The organism is Pseudorhodoferax sp. Leaf267, assembly GCF_001422405.1.
In the GTDB taxonomy this organism is placed as follows: Bacteria; Pseudomonadota; Gammaproteobacteria; order Burkholderiales; family Burkholderiaceae_C; genus Pseudorhodoferax.
Window position 1 is genome coordinate 100,902 of sequence record NZ_LMMV01000022.1, and the last position, 19,269, is coordinate 120,170.

Consider the following 19,269-nt stretch of genomic DNA (forward strand, 5'->3'; position numbering starts at 1 on the left):
GGGAGCCCCACGGAGAACCCATGAAACGCATTGCCTTGTTTGTCCTGACCAACCTCGCCGTCGTGGTGGTGTTGGGCATCGTCGCCAGCCTGCTCGGCGTCAACCGCTACCTCACGGCCAACGGCCTGAACCTGGGCGCGCTGCTCGGCTTCGCGCTCATCATGGGCTTCGGCGGCGCGATCATTTCGCTGCTCATCAGCAAGCCCATGGCCAAGTGGACGTCCGGCGTGAAGGTGATCGACCAGCCGCAGAACGCCGACGAAGCCTGGATCGTGGAGACCGTGCGCCGCCTGGCCGACAAGGCCGGCATCGGCATGCCCGAGGTCGGCATCTTCGAAGGCGACCCGAACGCGTTCGCCACCGGCGCCTTCAAGAACTCGGCGCTGGTCGCCGTGTCCACGGGCCTGCTGCGCGGCATGACGCGCGAGGAGATCGAGGCCGTGCTCGGCCACGAGGTCGCGCACATTGCCAATGGCGACATGGTCACCATGACGCTGATCCAGGGCGTGATGAACACTTTCGTCGTGTTCCTGTCGCGCGTGATCGGCTATGCGGTGGACAGCTTCCTGCGCCGTGGCAACGAGGAGAACTCCGGCCCCGGCATCGGTTACTGGGTCACCACCATCGTGCTGGACATCGTGCTGGGCTTCCTGGCCGCCATCATCGTGGCCTGGTTCTCGCGCCAGCGCGAGTTCCGTGCCGACGCCGGCGCCGCCTCGCTGATGGGCCGCAAGCAGCCCATGATCAACGCGCTGGCGCGCCTGGGTGGCATGCACCCGGCCGAGCTGCCCAAGAGCGTCGCGGCCATGGGCATCGCCGGTGGCATCGGCCAGCTGTTCTCGACGCACCCGCCGATCGAGCAGCGCATCGCCGCACTGCAGAGCGCGGCATAAGCCGGCCCTGCGCCCGCAAGGCCGCCTTCGGGCGGCCTTTTTTTTGGCGCATCGATGCGGTCTCTAAGGGTTGTTGCTGATTCGGAAACGATCAGTTGCGTTGTAGGCGGTTTTTCTTTCGACGCCGGCCTTCTACAGTTCAACCCATCGATGAGCCGCGACGAACGAGGACTCACCGAGGCGGACGAGACGGGCATGACATGAGGCCCGCCCTGCCCGGAACCCATCCAACCTTGTCATTGAAGGAACACACCATGAACACGAAGTTTTTTGCCACCGCCCTGATCGCTGCCGCTTCCTTTGCAGCCGCCCCCAGCTTCGCCGGCGACAACATCAGCGGCGAAGTCGGCTACGTGCCGCAAGTCACGGCCAGCACCAGCGGCCTGAGCCGCGCCACCGTGCGCAACGAAGTGCTGAAGGCCATGCGCGACGACACGCTGGTGCAGACCGGCGAAGGCTCCGACATCGGTGCCGTGGCTGCCACCAAGAGCACGCTGACGCGTGAGGCCGTGCGCGCCGAAGCTGCCTATGCCGTGCGCCACGGCCAGACGATCGGCGGCGAAGTCTGATCGCCGCGGGCCGGCCGGCCCGCTCCATCCGAAGGCCCGCATCGCAAGGTGCGGGCCTTTGGTGTTTTCAGCGCGGCCTGCGCATGAGGAACTTCTCGCCCAGCGCGAAATAGTCCGCCGGGCCTCCGCCGCGCAGCACGGGCTGGGCTGCGGCCGTGTCGTAGATGCCGTCGTGCAGCAGCGTGCGCGCGATGTGCACCTGCACCACCTCGCCCAGCACCAGCCAGGTGTTCACCGGCGTGCCGTCGGCGCCCTGCAGCTGGATCAGCTGCGACAGCCGGCACTCGAACGCGACAGGGCTTTCGCCCACGCGCGGCGGCGCCACGCGTGTCGAGGCCACGGGGGTGAGCTGCGCCAGTTCGAACTCGTTGACCTCGGGCGGCACGGCCGCGCAGGACGCGTTCATGGGCTCGGCCAACGGCCGCGTCACCAGGTTCCACACGAATTCGCCGGTCTCCTCGATGTGGCGCACCGAGTCCTTGCGGCCGATGCTGGCAAAGCCGATCAAGGGCGGCGTGTAGTTGAACGCGTTGAAGAAGCTGTAGGGCGCCAGGTTGACCTGGCCCGCCGCGCTGCGCGTGGACACCCAGCCGATCGGCCGCGGGCCGACGATGGCGTTGAACGGGTCGTGCGGCAGGCCGTGGCCCTGGCGTGGTTCGTAGGAATGCAGGTCGGTGTGGATCATGCGGTGGCCTGTGCGTTGTCGTGTGAGGGAGGCGCCTGGCGGGCCGGCAGGCGCAGCGTCTCGCCGATGGCGATCACGCCGAAGTCGGTGGCCATGAGCCCCTGCGCCCGGGCCGCCTCGGCCAGCGCGCGCGGCGGCTCGTCCAGCGGCTCGTCGGTCAGCTCGAAGGTGCCCCAGTGCACGCCCAGCGAGCGCTTGGCGCCCAGGTCCAGGTGGATGCGCACGGCCTCTTCGGGGTTCACATGCTGCGGCGCCATGAACCAGCGCGGCGCGTAGGCGCCGATGGGCAGCAAGGCGATGTCGAAGCCGCCGCCATTCTCAACCGTCTGGCGCGCCGCGAAGTGCGTGCGCGTGTCGACGAAGTTGCTCGGCGAATAGCCGGTGTCGCCGCCGAAGTACAGGTGCAGGTCCGGCCCCAGCACCGCAAAGCCACCCCACAGCGAGGCCATGCGGTCGCCCAGCGCGCGGGCCGACCAGTGGCGCACGGGCGTCAGAGTGATCTGTACGCCCTGCACCGCAAGCGGCTGCCACCAGTCCAGTTCCTCCACGCGCGTGATGCCGCGGCGTGCGAACCACTGCTTCAGCCCCAGCGGCACCACGAACAGCGGTCCGCCACCGGCCTGGGCCGCCAATGCGCGCACGGTGGCGTCGTCCAGATGGTCGTAGTGGTTGTGCGAGACCAGCACCAGGTCGATGGGCGGCATGCGGTCCAGCGCGATGGCCGGCGGCTGCGCGCGCCTGGGGCCGCTGAACGAGAACGGCGATGCGCGGTGGCTGCAGTGCGGGTCGGTCAGCAGGTTCACGCCGCCGAACTGCGCCAGCACCGTGGCATGGCCCAGCCAGGTGACGGCCGGCGTCAGCGCGCCGCCGGCATTGCGCGCGATGAAGTCCAGGTCCGCATCGCGCGTGGGCGTGCGCTGCTGCGGCGGCGGTGGCAGGCCGTTGCGCCAAGCGTGCCGCTGCCAGCGCAGCACCTCGCCCAGGCTGCGCACGGCAAAGGGCTCGGTGTTGAGAAAGCGCCCTGCCGCATTGCGCGGCGCGCCGGTGGTCATGCGTGGCCGGCCAGCGCGCGGGCCACGGCCTCGGCCACCTTGATGCCGTCCACCCCGGCCGACAGGATGCCGCCCGCGTAGCCGGCACCTTCGCCGGCCGGGTACAGGCCAGCCACGCCGGGGCATTGCAGGTCGTCGGCATCGCGCGCGATGCGGATCGGCGAGGAGGTGCGCGTCTCTACGCCGGTCAGCACGGCATCGGGCCGGTCGTAGCCGGCGAGCTTGCGGCCGAAGGCCGGAAAAGCTTCGCGCATGGCCTCGATGGCGTAGCCGGGCAGGGCGCTGGCCAGGTCGCCCAGCAGCACGCCGGGCTGGTAGCTGGGTTGCACTTCACCGAGCGCGGTCGAGGGGCGGCCCGCCACGAAGTCGCCCAGGAGCTGGCCGGGCGCGCGGTAGTCGCTGCCACCGAGCACATAGGCGGCGGACTCCAGCCGGCGCTGCAGCTCGATGCCGGCCAGCGGATGCGGCTTGCCCTGTGCGGACTCGGGCACGTCGATGTGCTGGTAGTCGGTCGGGTAGTCGCTGGGCTCGATGCCGACCACGATGCCCGAGTTCGCATTGCGCTCGTTGCGCGAGTACTGGCTCATGCCGTTGGTCACGACGCGCCCCGGCTCGCTGGTGGCGGCGACGACTGTGCCGCCCGGGCACATGCAGAAGCTGTAGACCGCGCGGCCATTGCTGGCGTGGTGCACGAGCCGGTACTCGGCCGCTCCCAGCGCCGGGTGGCCGGCATGGCGACCCCAGCGTGCGCGGTCGACCAGGCCCTGCGGGTGCTCGGCGCGAAAGCCGATGGAGAAGGGCTTGGCCTGCACGGGCACGCCGCGCGCGTGCAGCATCGTAAAGGTGTCGCGTGCGCTGTGGCCCAGTGCCATGACCACGTGGTCGGCGCGCAGCTCGGACGAGGCGCCCGTGGCCTGGTCCAGCACGGTCAGGCCGCGCAGATGGCCGCCTTCGACCTGGATGTCCGTCACCCGTTGCTGGAATCGGATCTCGCCGCCCAGCGCGAGGATCTGCGCGCGCATGCTCTCCACCACCTTGACCAGCTTGAAGGTGCCGATATGCGGGTGTGCATCGACCAGGATCTCGGGCGGCGCGCCCGCGTCCACGAACTCCTGCATCACCTTGCGGCCGAGGAAGCGCGGGTCCTTGATCTGGCTGTAGAGCTTGCCGTCGGAGAAGGTGCCGGCGCCGCCCTCGCCGAACTGCACGTTGGATTCGGGATGGAGCTCACCACGGCGCCACAGGCCCCAGGTGTCCTGCGTGCGTTCGCGCACGGCCTTGCCGCGCTCCAGCACGATGGGGGCCAGCCCCATCTGCGCCAGCAGCAGCGCCGCGAAGATGCCGCAGGGCCCGAAGCCCACGACCACGGGCCGCAGCGCGGGCGGCGTGGCGGCCACGTAGGGCGGGCGGTAAGCCATGTCGGGGGCCGGCATCACATGCGGCTTGCCGGCCAGGCGGGCCAGCACGGCGGCCTCGTCCTGGCCCGGGGCCAGCGTCACGTCCAGGATGTACACCTGCTGCAGCTCGGCCTTGCGCGCGTCGAAGCTGCGCTTGTAGACGAGGTAGGAGGCGATGGCGGCATGGGGCAGCGCCAGCTTGCCGGCGATGGCGTCCAGCAGCGCGGTCTCGGGGTGCTCCAACGGGAGCTTGATTTCGGAGAGGCGAATCGGCATGGTCGTGGCCCGTGTCGATCGGGCAGTGCATGTGGGACGCGGATGATACGGTCGCTTCAGCGATGGATGGTCGTGGAGTTTGCGAAGATCGAGGAATGACCTCAACTGCTTTCGAACTGACCCCGCCCGACCTCGGCCCCTGGCGCGCCGGCAACACCGGCACCGAGGGCGTCTGGCGCTTCGACTCCGGCCTGCCCGGCCCGCACGTGATGCTCAGCGCACTGGTGCACGGCAACGAGCTGTGCGGTGCCTGGGCGCTGCGGGGCCTGCTGGAGGCCGGCGTGCGGCCTGCGCGCGGCACGCTGACGCTGGCCTGGTGCAACCTGGAGGCCTTCGACCGCTTCGATGCGCGCGACCACGACGCCTCGCGCTTCGTCGACGAAGACCTGAACCGGCAGTGGATCGCCGAACGCATCGCCGAGGGCGGCACGCGCGAACGCCGCCGCGCCGCCGCGCTGCAGCCCTTCGTGGAGAGCGCGGACTGGCTGCTGGACCTGCACTCCATGCACGAGCCCAGCCCGCCGCTGTGCCTGACCGGCTTGCAGCCGCGCAACCTGGCGCTGGCGCGGCAGATGCGCTCGCCCGAGCATGTGGTGGTGGATGCTGGCCACAAGGACGGCGTGCGCATGCGCGACTTCGGGCGCTTCGGCGCAGCGCACGCGCAGGCGGCCGACACCCGCTCGCTGCTGATCGAATGCGGCTTCCACGGCGACCCGGCCAGCGTGGACGTGGCGCGCGACCAGTGCCTGCGCTTCCTGGTTGCGGCCGGCGTGCTATCGGACGAGGCGGCACAGGCACAACTGCCCGGCTGGAAGCAGCCCGATGCGGCGCGCCAATGGGCGTTGCACGTGACCGGCCCGGTGGTGGCGAAGAGCGAGCGCTTCCGCTTTACCGAGCCTTTCACGGGGCTGGAGCTGATCCCCGCCGCCGGCACGGTGATCGGCGACAACGACGGCGAGTCCGTGGTCACGCCGTATGACGACTGTGTGCTGGTCATGCCCTCGACGCGGCAGGCGCGGGCCGGCGTGACCGTGGTGCGCTTCGCGCGGCGCGAGGCGCTGGGCTGATCAGGTGCGATGCTCGCGCAGCCACTGCTTGAAAAAGCGCGGGTCCTGCAGCTCGCGGAGCTCCCACTGGTAGTAGGCAATGTTCTGCTGCAGCGCGCGGCTCTGCTCACGGATCGCGCGCGTGATGCGGGTGGCCGTGGGCTCGGCGCCATGGCCCAGGCCGATCTGCGTGCGAAAGCCGCGCTCGGTGTCGGCCGTCTCCTGGCGCAGCTCGCTCAGCTGCTCGGCCAGCACCGCGTTGTAGCGGCGCAGCGCCACCTCGCCCATGGCGGCGATGCTGCGCGTGTCGATCTGCTCGATCTCCAGCTGCAGCTGCAGCAGGTCCAGCAGGTTGCGCGCCTCGTAGGCCACGTTCACGCGCTGCATCAGCGCGGTCTTGCGCGCGCGCTGGGCGTCGTCGAGCTCGCGGTCCGGGTGCAGCGCGCTGGCCAGCTTGCGGTAGACGGCGCGGATGGTCTGGCTCGCGTCTTCGGGTTGCGGCGCCGTCATGCGTTGGCGCCGGCTGGCGGCCTTGTGCTGGGCGCGCTGGCGTTCACGCTGCTGGGCCGTATCGGACTGCGCGGCCTCCATGCGCTCCCATTGCGCCATCCAGTCCTCGTCGTCGGCTGCCGGCGCTGCTGCCGCGGGGGCTTCGTCCGGCGCGTCTTCCTCCGGCGCATCCGTCTCCTGGTGGCGCGCGGAGATCGCGCGCAGTTCCGGCTCATCGCCCTGGCGCAGCAGGCTGGCCGCCAGGGCGCGCACCAGCGCATGCAGGATGTGCAGGTCGCTGCGGCCGAGGTCGCCGGCATGCGCGGCTTCGTCGAGCAAGCGCAGCAGCGCCATGTCGATCGCGCGCTGGCTGGCCAGCAGCGGCGCGAGCGCCTGGGCCTGCTGCTGGTGGAAGTCGCTGCTGGCCTGCTGCCAGCGCTGCAGCACCGCGCGCTGCGCGGCGATGGCATCGGTCAGGCGGTGGAACTCGATCAGCTGCGGCGGCTGGCCGGGGTCGGCGGTGGTGACGAGTTCAGGCATGGGTGGGGTGCGGTCGCTCGAAGCGTCAGCGCCCGAACAGGCTCAGCAGATCATCGTCCTGCTGCGCCTGCAGCGCCTCGCGCTGCATCTTGAGCCAGCGCTTGAAGGTGGGTAGGTCCTCCAGCAGCAGCGGCAACTGCTGGCGCAGCTGGTGCGTGTCCATGCTGAGCTGCGCGATCTGATGGCGCAGCGTGTCCATGAGCCCGGCGGGCTTGAGCTGCTGCAGCGGGTGCAGGTTGAACTCCATCACGAAGGCGCCTTCGCTTGCGGCGACCTCGTGGCGCAACCCGTCCAGTTGCTCGGCCAGCACATGGTTGTAGTGCTTCAGGCGCTCGGCGCTGAGGCTGGCGAGCTGGGCAGGGTCGATCTGTTCGGCTTCCAGCTGCAGCTGCAGCAGCTCGAGCAGGCGGTTGTTGGCATAGGCGTCGTTCACGCGCTGCATCAGCGCGGTCTTGCGTGCGCGTTCGGCGGGATCGGGCTCGCGGTCGGGGTGCAGCGCGCTGGCCAGCTTGCGGTAGACCTCGCGCAGCGACTGGTTGGCCTGCTGGGCCTGTTCGGCGGCCTGCTGCTCGCGCTTGCCGGGCTTCTTCGCCGGGCGCGCGGGGGCGGCCTCGGCCTCGGCCCGCATCTGCTGCTCGATGTGGCGCATCAATTCTTCGGGCGAATTCATGTCCAGGTCGTCGGGGATGTCCATGCCGAACAGCTCACGCGCCATCTGGCGGGCCATGGCGTCGCCCTCGGCACCGTCGTCGTCGAAGTCGGTGCCGGCATGGTCGTTGTAGCGCTGCTTCATCTCGGCGCGCAGGGCCTCATCGGGCGCGCTGTCGGCCAGCGAGCCGGCCAGGTCGGTGATCAGCGCACCGATGGTGGCGCGCTCGGTCTTGGTCAGGCCCTTGCGACCGAACGCCTCGTGCAGCGTGCGCACCATCTGTACGTTCAGCACGCGGTACTCGTCCAACAGCGGCGAGAACTCGCGCGTGCGCCGCTCGCGGTACAGCGGCACGGCCAGTTCCCACTGGGCCAGCAGCTCGCGCTGCTCGGCGATGCGCTTGACCAGGCTGTTGAACTTCTTCTGCGCTGGCGACAGCTTGGCCGCCGCCGGTTGCGCGATGGTCAGCGTGCGGCCGGCCTTCATGCCGGCAGGAAACCTTCGATCGACAGGTAGCGCTCGCCCGTGTCGTAGTTGAAGCCCAGCACCTTGGCGCCGGCTGGAAGTTCGGGCAGCTTTTGCGCGATGGCGGCCAGCGTGGCGCCCGATGAGATGCCGACCAGGATGCCTTCCTCGCGCGCGCAGCGGCGGGCCATCTCGCGCGCGGGCTCGGCATCGACCTGGATCACGCCGTCCAGCAGGCCGGTGTCCAGGTTCTTCGGGATGAAGCCCGCGCCGATGCCCTGGATCGGGTGCGGCGAGGGCTGGCCGCCCGAGATCACGGGTGAGGCCACGGGCTCGACGGCGAACACCTTGAGCTGCGGCCATTTGGCCTTCAGCACGCGTGCGCAGCCCGACAGGTGGCCGCCCGTGCCCACGCCGGTGATCAGCACGTCCAGGCCGTCGGGGAAGTCGGCCAGGATCTCCTCGGCCGTGGTGCGCACGTGCACGTCGACGTTGGCCGGGTTCTCGAACTGCTGCGGCATCCAGGCGCCAGGCGTGGCGGCCACGATCTCCTGCGCGCGGGCGATGGAGCCCTTCATGCCCTTCTCGCGCGGCGTCAGCTCGAAGCTCGCACCATAGGCCAGCATCAGCCGGCGGCGTTCGACCGACATGGAGTCGGGCATCACCAGCACCAGCTTGTAGCCCTTGACGGCGGCGACCATGGCCAGGCCCACGCCGGTGTTGCCCGAGGTCGGCTCGACGATGGTGCCGCCGGCTTTGAGCGCGCCGGATTTCTCGGCGTCCTCCACCATGGACAGCGCGATGCGGTCCTTGATCGAGCCGCCCGGGTTGGCGCGCTCGGACTTGACCCAGACCTGGGCGTCGGCGCCGAACAGGCGGTTGATGCGGATGTGCGGCGTGTTGCCGATGGTCTGCAGAACGTTGTCGGCCTTCATGGCGGTCTCCCAGGTGGTGGTTGGAAAAAGGGAGATTCTGGCGCACGGTGATAATCCCGGCCGTGAAGCCCGCCAGGCCGTCGCTGGTGCAATCTGAGAAGACGACGCTTGCGTCGGGCCGAAAGGCCGCACTGGAGGAACGTCCGGACTGCACAGGGCAGCGTAGGAGCTAACGGCTCTCCACCGCGAGGTGAGGATCAGAGCAACAGAGACGAGTCGGTGCCAGGGCAACCTGGCATCGGGTGAAACGGGCAATCTCTACGCGCAGCAATACCAAATAGGCCAGCGTTGATGTGGCTCCGCGGAGCTGGCGGGTAGGTAGCACCGAGCCGCTTGGTGACAAGCGGCCCAGAGGAATGGCGGTCACACCGGGGGCGACCCCGGTGCACAGAATCCGGCGTATCGGCGGGCTTCACACTTTTCACACCACGCGCCGGACCGGGCTCAGAAGCGCTCGTCCGGCAGCAGGTAGCGCCATTCGCCCGGCGCCATGCCGGCCAGCGCGACGCGGCCCAGGCGCAGGCGGCGCACACCCAGGATCTTCAGGCCCGCGCGCTCGCATAGCGCGCTGACCTGGCCCGGCTGCGGCCCCTTGATCGCAAAGCGCAGTGAGGTGCGGCCCTCGCGCTGCGAGGCGACGCTGACACGCGCCGGGCGCATGGCTTGCAGCGCCTCGGCCACCACCGCGCCCTGCACCTCGACGACCAGTTCGTGTTCCAGGATGCCCGCGTCCTCGACCAGCTTGCGCTCGATGCCGGGCACCTGCGTGAACACCACGAGGCCGCTGTCGTGCGGTGCGAGCGTGGCCACGCAGCGCTGGTCCACCAGATGGCGCGGCAGCTGCAGCAGGCCGGAGCGGTCCGTCTCGCTGCGGCGCGCCCCGGCCAGCGGCGTGGCCGGGTTCACGCGTACCCCGGGGGGCTTGTGCAGCACGATGGTGACGGGCGGCACGGGTTGCGGTGTCGCGTTCTTCTCGATCTCCACGCGCTGCGCGGGCCGCACGCGCATCTGCGGCGTGGGCGCGACCGTGCCGTCCACGCGCACCACGCCGTTGTCGATCAGCAGTTCTGCCTCGCGGCGCGAATAGCCGGTCATCTCGGCCACGCGCTTGGCGAGGCGAATGCCTTCGGCGTCGCTGTCGTGGTGGGGGGCGTCAGAGGTCATGCAGCAGTGGCACCGCGCAGGCCGGCGGAGCCTGGTCCGGCGGCCCCGTGGCAGCAAGTGGGGAGGGGCCGCATTGTCGGCCCTCTCGCACCAAGGGCTCTACTGCTTGGCCCCTTCGACCAGCCGGCGACCCAGCGAGATGGCGTATGGCGCGGCACGGGCCGGCAGCATGGGGTCGGCCGAGGCTTCGACGCCCTTGGGCAGCACGATCGGGTTGTAGGTGATCGCCACGCAGGGGCCGGTGGCGTCGGCCGCGACCGACTTGACGGTGAGGCGGCCCAGGTTCACCTTGGGCCGCTCGGCGGGCAGCGGAACGACGGCGCTGTCGAGCCGGTCGCCGGGCTCGGCCAGCTGCAACATGAAGTCGAATGCCACTTCGCCTGCCGCCACGCGCTGGCGCAGGTCGTCGATCAGGAAATCCGCGCCCTTGGCCTTGGCCTCGTCGTCCGTCAGCACCTGGGTGCCGCCCACCGGCTCGAACACCCACTTGCCGAACTGCTTCTTGCCTGCGGCATCGATAAAAGCGAACGCGTGCACGCCCCAATAGTTCGTGCGGGCATAGCTGGCCGGCACCGGCTGGCTGGCGAAGTACTTTCCTTGCAGCAGCACATCCGGGTTGGCATCGGCGAAGGCCTTGATCCTGTCGGGGTCCGGCTTCTTGGTCTGAGGATCGGGCGTCAGGGAATCCAGCCGTCCGATGAACTGCTCGGGCGTCGACGCGCCGAAGACGGGCGCCGAGATGTTGCCCATCTGCCAGGTCTCGCCGCCCGGCAGGTCGAACTGCAGCGCCATGTTGCGCTGGCTGCGCGCGTTGTCGGGCGCCTTGGGGTTGCCGCCGCCCACCGAGAAGCGCGCGATCACGGGCACCGGCGTGCCGCTGAAGGCCGACGCGGCCGACAGCGTCCGGCCCTGGGCGCTGCCGACGAATTCGGCCACGGCACAGACCCCTTTGGCGCCGGATCGGCGGTAGCCCTCGAACTTGCCGCCGTTGCGCTCGAAGGCGTCCACCAGGCGGGTGGGATCGACCTGGGCCGACGCGGGGGCTGCGCCAAGCGCAGCAAGCAACGTGGTGGCCATCAGGGCGGGCAGGGCAATGGGTGTGCGCATGGGAACTCCTCGACGTGGGTGATGTTGGGCAACGCGGGCCTAGTGCAGGCCGAGGCATTGTGGTTGTTTACGCCACCGCGTGCTTGGCGCCCTCAGATCTCGTCGATGGGCGTCGCCGTGGCCGGCGCGCTGGCGCTGCCCTCCAGCGAAAACCGCTCGCGCGTGTTGATGTAGAAGCTCGCGCCGAAGCGCGCGACCGGGAAGTAGTCCTGCAGCCGCACGCGCCAGGTCTCGGTGTCGATCAGCCCCTCGCGCGCATGCAGCCAGCGCACCTGGCCGATGAAGATCTGCCGGCTCGCGGTCTCCAGCAGCTCGTGCAGCGTGCACTCGAACGCCACCGGCGCCTCGACGATGCGCGGCGGCTGCACCACCTTGCACGGCGCTGCCGTCAGCCCCACGGCGGCCAGCTCGCTCACGTCGGCCGGGAAGCGCTCGCCGCAGCGGTGCATCTGCTGCGCCATGGCCTCGTCGCTGATGTGCACCACGAACTCCTTGCGCTCGACGATGTTCTGCGCCGTGTGCTTGAGGTCGCCGTCCTGCAGCCGGTTGATGCTGACCATCACGATGGGCGGCTCCTCGCCCAGCATGTTGAACATGCTGAACGGCGCGGCGTTGACCACGCCGTCGGCGTTCAGGGTGGTGATCAGCGCGATCGGCCGCGGCACGATCAGGCTGGCCATGAGCTTGTAGCGCTGGTATTCGGTGAGGGCGGCGAAGTCGATGTCCATGGCGGTGTCTTTCAGGTCAGGCCCAGCATCTGGCCCAGGGATTTTTCGGACTGCGGGCGGTCCAGGCTCAGGCGCCGCTCCAGGTCCAGCAGGTGCTCGTCCATGAGCCGGCTGGCCTTGCCGAGCTCGCCCTTCTCGATGTGGTCGACGATGCGCGCATGCTCGTCGTGTTCGCAGGCGGCATTGCCGGGCGGTTCGTACAGCGCCACGATCAGCGAGCAGCGCGAGATCAGCTCGTGCAGGTAGCGCTGCAGCACTTCGTTGCCGGCGATCTCGGCCAGCCGCATGTGGAACGAGCTGGCCAGCCGCGCCCAGGCCGGCTGGTCGTTGGTGTGCAGCGCGGCGTGTTCCTCGCGCAACTGGCGGCGCAGCGCGGCCAGCTCGGCCTTGGTGATGCGCGCGGCGGCCAGCGGCATGATGGCCGCCTCCAGCAGCCGGCGCGCCTCGAAGATCTGCCGCGTCTCCTGCGCCGAGGGCACGGCCACCACGGCGCCGCGGTTCGGCCGCAGGTCGACGATGCGGTCGTGCGCGAGGCGCTGCAGCACCTTGCGCACCACAGCGCGGTGCACGCCGAACAAGTCGGACAGCGCCTGCTCGGGCAGCTTGGTGCCGGGCGTGAGGCGCTGGTTCATGACGCTTTCGAACACCGCGTGGTAGATGCGGCTCTCGGCCTCGTTCAGCCCTGTCACCAGGGCAGGCGCCACGGGCGGCGCGGGGTTGCGGCTACGCGTGGCCATGGGGCTGGATCTCCTGCATGTGGCTGGCGATGGCGCCGGGCGTGGTCCACCAGATGCGGCCGGCATCGCGCGCACGGGCGATGTGCTGCAGCGCGCGGCGCAGGTGGCGCAGCCGGTAGGGCTGGCCGACGATGTAGGGGTGCAGCGCGATGCCCATGACCAGCGGCTGCACGCGCGACTGCTCCAGCATCTCGTCGAAGTTGTCGATCAGCACCTGGGCGAAGTCCTTGGCGTCCATCTGGCGCGCCATGACCATGGGGATGTCGTTCATCTCCTGCGGATACGGGATGGACCACAGCGGCCCCGCGTCGGTGTGCATGCGCACGGGCTGGTCGTCGTGGCACCAGTTCAGTGTGTAGCCGTAGCCGGTGGCGGCCAGCAGGTGCGGCGTGGCCAGGCTTTCCGAGATCCACGGCGACAGCCAGCCGGCCGGCGCCACACCGCTCTCGCGTGCGATGCGGGCGCGGCAGTCCAGCAGCAGCTGGCGTTCGGCGTCGGCGTCCATCTCGGCCTGGCGCTCGGCGTTGGTGTGGCCGTGCGCGATGAGCTCGTCGCCGCGCGCCGCGCAGGCCGCCACGAGCTCCGGGCAGTGGTCGTACAGCGCGGTGTTGAGCAGCGTGCCGGTGGCCAGGCCCAGCTGGTCGAACAGCTCCAGGCAGCGCCAGGCGCCGACGCGGTTGCCGTATTCGCGCCAGGCGTAGTTCAGCACGTCGGGTTGCGGCGAGACCGGCCCGAGGTTGGCGCCCAGGCCTTCACCGAACGCGAAGTGCTCCAGGTTGAAGCCGATGTAGACCGCCAGCCGCCGGCCGCCTGGCCAGTGGTAGTCGGCGCGTTGCGTGATGGCCCGGTAGTCGAACAGGCCGTGGCCGGGCAGGGGGCGCTCGGCACTGTCTCGGTGCGAGGAAGAACGGGTTTGGTGCGTGGGCATGGTGCAAGGCGCTGAAAGCGGCGCTCGCTTGGGCGCAGCAATTATGGTGCCTATGTGCGCGCCGGATTGCTGACAATCTGGAAACGTCTTTGCTGCCAATGTGTTCCACCGATTGCTGCCATTCGGTGCAGAAATGGCATGGAGCTTGCAAAGCCGGGGCATCGTGTTCATCTCTCCGGAGGATCCCATGCCCCTGCTTCGCCGCTCTGTCCTGTCGCTGGCCGCCGCCGGCCTCGCTGCCCTGTCCAGCCTGCCCGCACAGGCGCAGGAAACCATCAAGATCGGCCTGGTCACGGCGCTGTCCGGCCAGTCGGCCCGTGCCGGCGAGGCCATCACGCGCGGCATGGCGATCGCCATCGACGAGATCAATGCCAAGGGCGGCCTGCTCAACGGCCGCAAGCTGGAGCTGGTGCGCCGCGACGACGAGGGCAACCCGGCCAAGGGCGTGGTGGCCGCGCGCGAGCTGATCTACAAGGAAAAGGTGGCCGTGCTGTTCGGCGGGCTGGACACGCCGGTGTCGCTGGCCATCGTCGCGCTGGCCAACCAGGAGAAGGTGCCGTTCATGGGGCCCTGGGCGGCGGGCACGCCCATCACCAAGAACGGCGGCAAGCCCAACTTCGTGTTCCGCGTGTCGGCCGTGGACGAGATCGTCAACAAGGCCATGCTGCAGTACGCGCAAAAGACCTTCCAGGCCAGCAAGCCGGCCATGATCCTGGTCGACAACCCCTGGGGCGAATCCAACGAGAAGGGCCTCGTCGCCGCGCTGGCCGCGCAGAACATGAAGGCTGTGGGCATCGAGAAGTTCGACGGCAACGCGGTCGACGTGGTGCCGCAGCTCACCAAGCTCAAGGCTGCCGGTGCCGACACGCTGTTCCTGGTCGGCAACGTGGGCCCCTCGGCCCAGGTCGTCAAGTCGCTGGACCGCATGGGCTGGAAGGTGCCCATCGTGTCGCACTGGGGGCCGGCGGGCGGCCGCTTCACCGAGCTGGCCGGGCCGAACGCCAAGAGCGTGCACTTCGTGCAGACCTACAGCTTCTTCGGCAAGCAGGGCCCGGTGGGCGAGAAGGTCATGGCCGCGTTGAAGGCCAAGTACCCCGACATCAAGGGCCCGGACGACGTGACGCCCTCGGTGGGCGTGGCCAATGCCTACGACGCGCTGCAGCTCAGCGCGCTGGCGATTGCCAAGGCGGGCAGCACCCAGGGCGACGCCGTGCGCCAGGGCTTCTACAAGATCGAGCGCTACGAGGGCCTGATCAAGACCTACAACCAGCCGTTCACGGCCGAGGTGCACGATGCGGTGGGCGAGAACGACTACGTGTGGGCGCAGTTCATCGACAACCGCATCCTGCCCGTGCAATGACCCACCCCCGTTTGGACTTCTCACTGCGTGTAGAAGTCCCATCCCCCCTCGAGGTGGCGCCGCCAGCGGCCTGGCAGAGCCAGTTCCGCGGCCTCTCGGGCCGCGGCTTGCCGCGCGCGCATGGTCGGAGCCTGCGCGCGCCTGCCTGCGTCAAGGGCGGCCCATGCTGCTGACCTCCGCCCTCATCAGCGGCCTGGGCCTGGGCAGCATGTACGGGCTGATCGCGCTGGGCTTTCACATCACCTACGCGGTGTCGGGCACGGTCAACTTCGCGCAGGGCAGCTCGATGATGCTGGGCGCGGTGCTGACCTGGACCTTCTCGCAGTCCATGGGCTGGCCCATGCCGGCGGCACTGGCGGCCGCGCTGGCCGTGTGCGCGGCCTACGGCATGCTGGTCGAGGTGATCGCCGTGCGGCCGTTCGCCCGGCGCGGCTCCAATGCGTGGCTGATGTCCACCGTGGCGCTGGGCATCGTGCTGGACAACCTGGTCATGCATGGCTTCGGCAAGGAGCCGCGCAGCCTGCCGTCGCCGCTGGCGCAGACGCCGCTCACGCTGGGCGACGTGGCGCTGGGCGTGTACCCGCTGCAGCTGCTGGTGCCCGTGGTGGGCTTGGCCCTGGCCGCCGTGCTGCACCAGGTGGCGCGCCGCACGCGCTGGGGCATCGCCGTGCTGGCCGTGCAGCAGAACCGCGATGCGGCGCGGCTGATGGGCATCCCCGTGCAGCACGTGGTGATGCTGGCGTTCGCGCTGTCCACGCTGCTGGCCGGCGTGGCGGGCGCGCTGGTGGCGCCGCTGTTCAACGTGCATGCCGACATGGGCACGCTGTTCGGGCTCAAGGCGTTCGCCGTCGCCATCCTGGGCGGCATCGGCAGCGCCTGGGGCGTGATGCTGGCCGGCCTGGTCTTTGGCGCCGGCGAGGCGCTGGTCACGGCCACACTCGGCTCGGGCTACACGCAGATCATGATGTTCTCGCTGGTGATCGTGGTGCTGGCGCTGCGGCCCAACGGGCTGTTCGGCCGCGCCGAGGTGAAGAAGGTATGACCAGGCCTGTGAGTCCCTCGGGTTGGGCCGTCTGGGCCGTGTTGCTGGCCGCGGGCCTGGCCATGGCCGCCACGCTGAACGGCTACTACGTCTACGTGCTGGCCAACGTGGCGCTGCTGGCCATCGTGGGCATCGGCATGAACGTGCTGCTGGGTTTGGCCGGGCAGGTCTCGTTCGGCCATGTGGGCTTCTATGCCATCGGCGCCTATGCCGTGGCCGTATTGACGACCAAGGCCGGGCTGTCGTTCTGGCTGGCCTGGCCCATCGGCGTGCTGCTGTCGGGGGCGGTGGGCCTGCTGCTGTCCGTGCCGGCGCTGCGCGTGAAGGGGCCTTACCTGGCCATGGTCACCATCGCGTTCGGCTTCATCGTGGAGCACGGCGCGGTCGAGTGGCGCGACGTGACCGGCGGGCAGAACGGCATCATGGGCATCGCGGCGCCCGCCGTCGCGGGCTTCCCGCCCGGCGAGCGCACGGTGGCCGCGCTGGCCGTGCTCGCGTGCGCCGTGCTGCTGCTGCTCTACGCCTGGCTGGACAAGAGCGCCTGGGGCGCGGCGCTGCGTGCGGTGCGCGACAGCGAGGTGGCGAGCGAGTCCATCGGCATCTCGCCCGTGCGCGTGAAGGCCGTGGCGTTCGCGCTGTCGGCCGCGCTGGCGGGACTGGCGGGCGGGCTGTTCGCGCCGCTGTCGGGCTTCGTCACGCCGCAGACCTTCGGCATGCTGCAGTCCATCCTGTTCGTGCTGGTGGTGATGGTGGGCGGGGCCGGCACGGTGGTGGGGCCGCTGATCGGCGCGCTGGTGGTCGGGGTGCTGCCCGAGCTGCTGTCGGGCATGGAGGAATACCGGCTGCTGTTCTTCGGCGTGCTGCTGCTGGTGGTGCTGTGGGCGGCGCCGCAGGGCGTGGCCGGCCTGCTGGGCGGGCTGTGGATCAGGCGCCAGCCGGCCTTGACGCCGCCGCCGTCTGCCGCGTCGCCGATGGCGGTGCCCGCAGGCGCCCGCGCGCGTGGCGTGCTGCGCGTCCAGGGCCTGGGCCGGCAATTCGGCGGCGTGCGCGCCGTGCACGAACTCGGCTTCGAAACCGTGCCGGGCGGCGTCACGGCCCTGATCGGGCCCAACGGTGCCGGCAAGACCACGGTGCTCAACATGTTGAGCGGCTTCTACAAGCCGACCGCGGGCGGCTTCAGCCTGCAGGGCACGGCGTTGCAGGGCCGCGCCGCGCATGCGCTGGCGCGCGCCGGCATCGCGCGCAGCTACCAGACCTCGCAGCTGTTCGGCAGCCTGAGCGTGGAGGACAACGTGGCGCTGGGCCTGTGCCGTGGCCGCCTGGGTTCGCCGCTGGGCGTGCGGCGCTTCCATGCGCCCGCGGCGCGCGAGCGGGCCCGCGCCCTGCTGGCGCAATGCGGCTACACCGGCGCGCCGCAGGCCCCTGCGGCCGACCTCGCGCATGTGGACAAGCGGCTCGTGGAGATCGCCCGCGCGCTGGCCACCGACCCGCAGTTGCTGCTGCTCGACGAGCCGGCCGCGGGCCTTTCGCGCGAGGACAAGACGCGGCTTACCGGGCTCTTGCGCGCCATCGCCGACACCGGCATCGGCGTGGTCATCGTCGAGCACGACATGGCCATGGTGATGGACCTGTCCGACCGCATCGTCGTGCTGGACGCCGGCCAGCGCCTGGCCATGGGCGCGCCGGCCGAGGTGCGCGCCGACCCGGCCGTGCGGCGCGCGTACCTGGGCGAGTCCGGCCTGCAGGCCACGCGCGGCACGCGGGCACCGGCCACGCCGGCCGAGGAGGTGCTGGGCATCGGCGCGCTGCAGACCGGCTACGGCGCCGAGCCCGTGCTGCACGGCGTGGCGCTCAGCGTGCGCGCAGGCCAGATGGCGGCGCTGCTGGGTGCGAACGGCGCGGGCAAGTCCACGCTGATGCGTTCCTTGGCAGGCCTGCACCGCCCGGTGGCCGGCGGCATCCACTTGCGTGGGCGCGAACTGGCGGGCCTGGGGGCCGAGCAGATCGCCGCGCTGGGCCTGGTGCTGGTGCCCGAGGGCCGCCAGGTGTTCCCCGAGCTCAGCGTGCTGGACAACCTGCGCCTGGGCGCTTTCCTGAAGCCCGAGGGGCGGGAAGCGCGCATCGACGACATGCTGGAGCGCTTCCCGCGGCTGCGCGAGCGCCTGCAGCAGCGCGCCGGCCTGCTGTCGGGCGGCGAGCAGCAGATGTTGGCCATTGCACGCGGCCTGATGGCCCAGCCCCAAGTGCTGCTGCTGGACGAGCCCTCGCTGGGTTTGGCGCCCAAGGTCATCGAGGATCTGTTCGCCGTGCTGTCACGCCTGCGCGACGAGCGCATGACGCTACTGCTGGTGGACCAGATGGCCGGGCTGGCACTGTCTTTGGCCGACCATGCCTATGTGCTGGAGTCGGGGCGCATCGTGGCGCAGGGCAGTGCGGCGCAGCTACTGGCCGATGGGGCGCTGATGCGGGCGTATCTGGGGGAGTGAGTCAGGGTGTATGGGCCAGTTGCGCATGGGCCCAGAGCAGCAGCGCGGCCAGCGCCTGGAGCACGCGCGGCCGGTCCAGGCCCTGGATGCCGGGCAGGCCGTATCGGGCATCGACCGCGTAGGGGTTCAGCTCGTCCAGCCAGTCGGCGCCAGGCGGCGGCGGCAGACCGTGGTCGTGCAACAGATCGAGCAGCAGGGCCAAGTCGTGCGTACGCCGGAACTCAACGCTGTGGCGGCTCAGCACTGCTTTCAACGCCTTTTCCACGCACTGCTGCGCGTGAATGCCCACCATGGCATCGCCGATGCCCGGCGCTTGCGAGAGCGCATCGCAAGCTGCCATGTCCTGCTCTGCAGCGTGCAACAGCATGCGTGCGACATCGCTCTGGTCCGCCGGGTCAGCCATGCACCACCCGGCCTTCCTTGAGGGCCCAGTACAAGGCCGTGCCCGACTGGCTGCCCCAACGCGCCACCTCGTCGCGCGAGTAGACCAGGATGTCGGCGGCGACCCGTAGCGGCCGCAGCGTGCGGCGCAGTCGCACCATCTCTTGTGCGCGGTCCTCGACTGCCGGCTCGATCACCAGGAAGTCCAGGTCCGAATCGGCCAGGGCTGCTCCCCGTGCATGCGAGCCGAACAGCAGGATCTGCGTGTCCGGTGGCGCGGCCTCTGCCAGCGCGCGGATCGCAGCTTGCGTGGTCGAGGAGTCAATGCTCATGCTTGGAC

Annotated in this window: 19 protein-coding genes and 1 other RNA gene; 7 read left to right on the plus strand and 13 right to left on the minus strand. The window is 70.2% G+C overall.

Annotated elements, in window-relative coordinates; translation table 11 throughout:
* The first annotated feature begins 20 nt into the window (after positions 1-20).
* Both htpX and ASF43_RS20330 read left to right on the plus strand, forming a co-directional pair.
* A complete protein-coding gene (gene htpX / locus ASF43_RS20325; RefSeq protein WP_056184793.1) occupies positions 21-893 on the plus strand; it encodes a protease HtpX in 873 nt (290 codons plus the stop codon).
* 254 nt (positions 894-1,147) lie between these two features.
* Positions 1,148-1,462: a DUF4148 domain-containing protein gene (locus ASF43_RS20330; protein ID WP_162241835.1), complete on the plus strand. Its 315-nt coding sequence runs from the start codon at positions 1,148-1,150 to the stop codon at positions 1,460-1,462.
* 67 nt (positions 1,463-1,529) lie between these two features.
* On the opposite strand, the gene ASF43_RS20335 is transcribed toward ASF43_RS20330, so the two are convergent.
* Genes ASF43_RS20335 through ASF43_RS30910 form a run of 3 tightly spaced genes read right to left on the minus strand, consistent with a single transcriptional unit; the run spans position 1,530 to position 4,872 of the window.
* Positions 1,530-2,147: a flavin reductase family protein gene (locus ASF43_RS20335; RefSeq protein ID WP_056184799.1), complete on the minus strand. Its 618-nt coding sequence runs from the start codon at positions 2,145-2,147 to the stop codon at positions 1,530-1,532.
* Positions 2,144-3,199, minus strand: coding sequence for an MBL fold metallo-hydrolase (locus tag ASF43_RS20340; RefSeq protein WP_056184801.1), 1,056 nt, complete (start codon positions 3,197-3,199; stop codon positions 2,144-2,146). Before ASF43_RS20340 ends, ASF43_RS20335 begins: the two co-directional genes overlap by 4 nt.
* Positions 3,196-4,872: an NAD(P)/FAD-dependent oxidoreductase gene (locus ASF43_RS30910; RefSeq protein ID WP_056184803.1), complete on the minus strand. Its 1,677-nt coding sequence runs from the start codon at positions 4,870-4,872 to the stop codon at positions 3,196-3,198. Before ASF43_RS30910 ends, ASF43_RS20340 begins: the two co-directional genes overlap by 4 nt.
* Before the next feature lie 95 nt (positions 4,873-4,967).
* On the opposite strand from ASF43_RS30910, the gene ASF43_RS20350 reads away from it, so the two are divergent.
* The gene (locus ASF43_RS20350; RefSeq protein WP_056184804.1) at positions 4,968-5,939 is read left to right on the plus strand and encodes a succinylglutamate desuccinylase/aspartoacylase family protein; all 972 of its coding nucleotides are present in this window, start codon (positions 4,968-4,970) and stop codon (positions 5,937-5,939) included.
* On the opposite strand, the gene ASF43_RS20355 is transcribed toward ASF43_RS20350, so the two are convergent.
* From ASF43_RS20355 to cysK, 3 genes are read right to left on the minus strand one after another with little or no spacing between them, the layout of a single operon-like run.
* Positions 5,940-6,947 (minus strand): J domain-containing protein, encoded by a 1,008-nt coding sequence (locus tag ASF43_RS20355; protein WP_056184805.1) that lies wholly within the window; start codon positions 6,945-6,947, stop codon positions 5,940-5,942. It lies immediately after the preceding gene.
* 25 nt (positions 6,948-6,972) lie between these two features.
* The gene (locus tag ASF43_RS20360; RefSeq protein ID WP_056184807.1) at positions 6,973-8,082 is read right to left on the minus strand and encodes a J domain-containing protein; all 1,110 of its coding nucleotides are present in this window, start codon (positions 8,080-8,082) and stop codon (positions 6,973-6,975) included.
* Positions 8,079-8,996: a cysteine synthase A gene (cysK, locus tag ASF43_RS20365; RefSeq protein WP_056184809.1), complete on the minus strand. Its 918-nt coding sequence runs from the start codon at positions 8,994-8,996 to the stop codon at positions 8,079-8,081. Before cysK ends, ASF43_RS20360 begins: the two co-directional genes overlap by 4 nt.
* A gap of 64 nt (positions 8,997-9,060) precedes the next feature.
* Here cysK and rnpB point away from each other — a divergent pair.
* Positions 9,061-9,414: RNase P RNA component class A (gene rnpB / locus ASF43_RS22020), an RNA gene on the plus strand.
* Between the two features lie 26 nt (positions 9,415-9,440).
* Here rnpB and ASF43_RS20370 read toward each other — a convergent pair.
* The 5 genes from ASF43_RS20370 to ASF43_RS20390 form a co-directional block, all read right to left on the minus strand.
* On the minus strand, positions 9,441-10,160 hold the full coding sequence (locus ASF43_RS20370; RefSeq protein WP_056184811.1) for an RNA pseudouridine synthase: 720 nt from the start codon (positions 10,158-10,160) through the stop codon (positions 9,441-9,443).
* A 99-nt stretch (positions 10,161-10,259) separates the two neighbouring features.
* Positions 10,260-11,267: a catalase family peroxidase gene (locus ASF43_RS20375; RefSeq protein WP_056184813.1), complete on the minus strand. Its 1,008-nt coding sequence runs from the start codon at positions 11,265-11,267 to the stop codon at positions 10,260-10,262.
* 92 nt (positions 11,268-11,359) lie between these two features.
* Positions 11,360-11,995 (minus strand): flavin reductase family protein, encoded by a 636-nt coding sequence (locus ASF43_RS20380; protein ID WP_056184814.1) that lies wholly within the window; start codon positions 11,993-11,995, stop codon positions 11,360-11,362.
* An 11-nt stretch (positions 11,996-12,006) separates the two neighbouring features.
* On the minus strand, positions 12,007-12,732 hold the full coding sequence (locus ASF43_RS20385) for a GntR family transcriptional regulator (protein ID WP_235578320.1): 726 nt from the start codon (positions 12,730-12,732) through the stop codon (positions 12,007-12,009).
* Entirely contained in the window at positions 12,719-13,660 is a 942-nt protein-coding gene (locus tag ASF43_RS20390) for a polysaccharide deacetylase family protein (RefSeq protein WP_056184816.1), read from the minus strand. Before ASF43_RS20390 ends, ASF43_RS20385 begins: the two co-directional genes overlap by 14 nt.
* A 187-nt stretch (positions 13,661-13,847) precedes the next feature.
* Here ASF43_RS20390 and ASF43_RS20395 point away from each other — a divergent pair, with 187 nt between their 5' ends.
* From ASF43_RS20395 to ASF43_RS20405, 3 genes are all read left to right on the plus strand, one after another.
* The gene (locus ASF43_RS20395) at positions 13,848-15,020 is read left to right on the plus strand and encodes an ABC transporter substrate-binding protein (RefSeq protein ID WP_056185702.1); all 1,173 of its coding nucleotides are present in this window, start codon (positions 13,848-13,850) and stop codon (positions 15,018-15,020) included.
* Positions 15,021-15,183: 163 nt separating this feature from the next.
* A complete protein-coding gene (locus tag ASF43_RS20400) occupies positions 15,184-16,062 on the plus strand; it encodes a branched-chain amino acid ABC transporter permease (RefSeq protein WP_056184818.1) in 879 nt (292 codons plus the stop codon).
* On the plus strand, positions 16,059-18,548 hold the full coding sequence (locus ASF43_RS20405) for a branched-chain amino acid ABC transporter ATP-binding protein/permease (RefSeq protein ID WP_056184819.1): 2,490 nt from the start codon (positions 16,059-16,061) through the stop codon (positions 18,546-18,548). The genes ASF43_RS20400 and ASF43_RS20405 overlap by 4 nt, the downstream gene beginning before the upstream one ends.
* 1 nt (position 18,549) lies before the next feature.
* On the opposite strand, the gene ASF43_RS20410 is transcribed toward ASF43_RS20405, so the two are convergent.
* Both ASF43_RS20410 and ASF43_RS20415 read right to left on the minus strand, forming a co-directional pair.
* On the minus strand, positions 18,550-18,951 hold the full coding sequence (locus tag ASF43_RS20410; protein WP_056184821.1) for a HEPN domain-containing protein: 402 nt from the start codon (positions 18,949-18,951) through the stop codon (positions 18,550-18,552).
* Positions 18,944-19,261 (minus strand): nucleotidyltransferase domain-containing protein, encoded by a 318-nt coding sequence (locus tag ASF43_RS20415; protein ID WP_056184826.1) that lies wholly within the window; start codon positions 19,259-19,261, stop codon positions 18,944-18,946. Before ASF43_RS20415 ends, ASF43_RS20410 begins: the two co-directional genes overlap by 8 nt.
* Positions 19,262-19,269 lie beyond the last annotated feature (8 nt).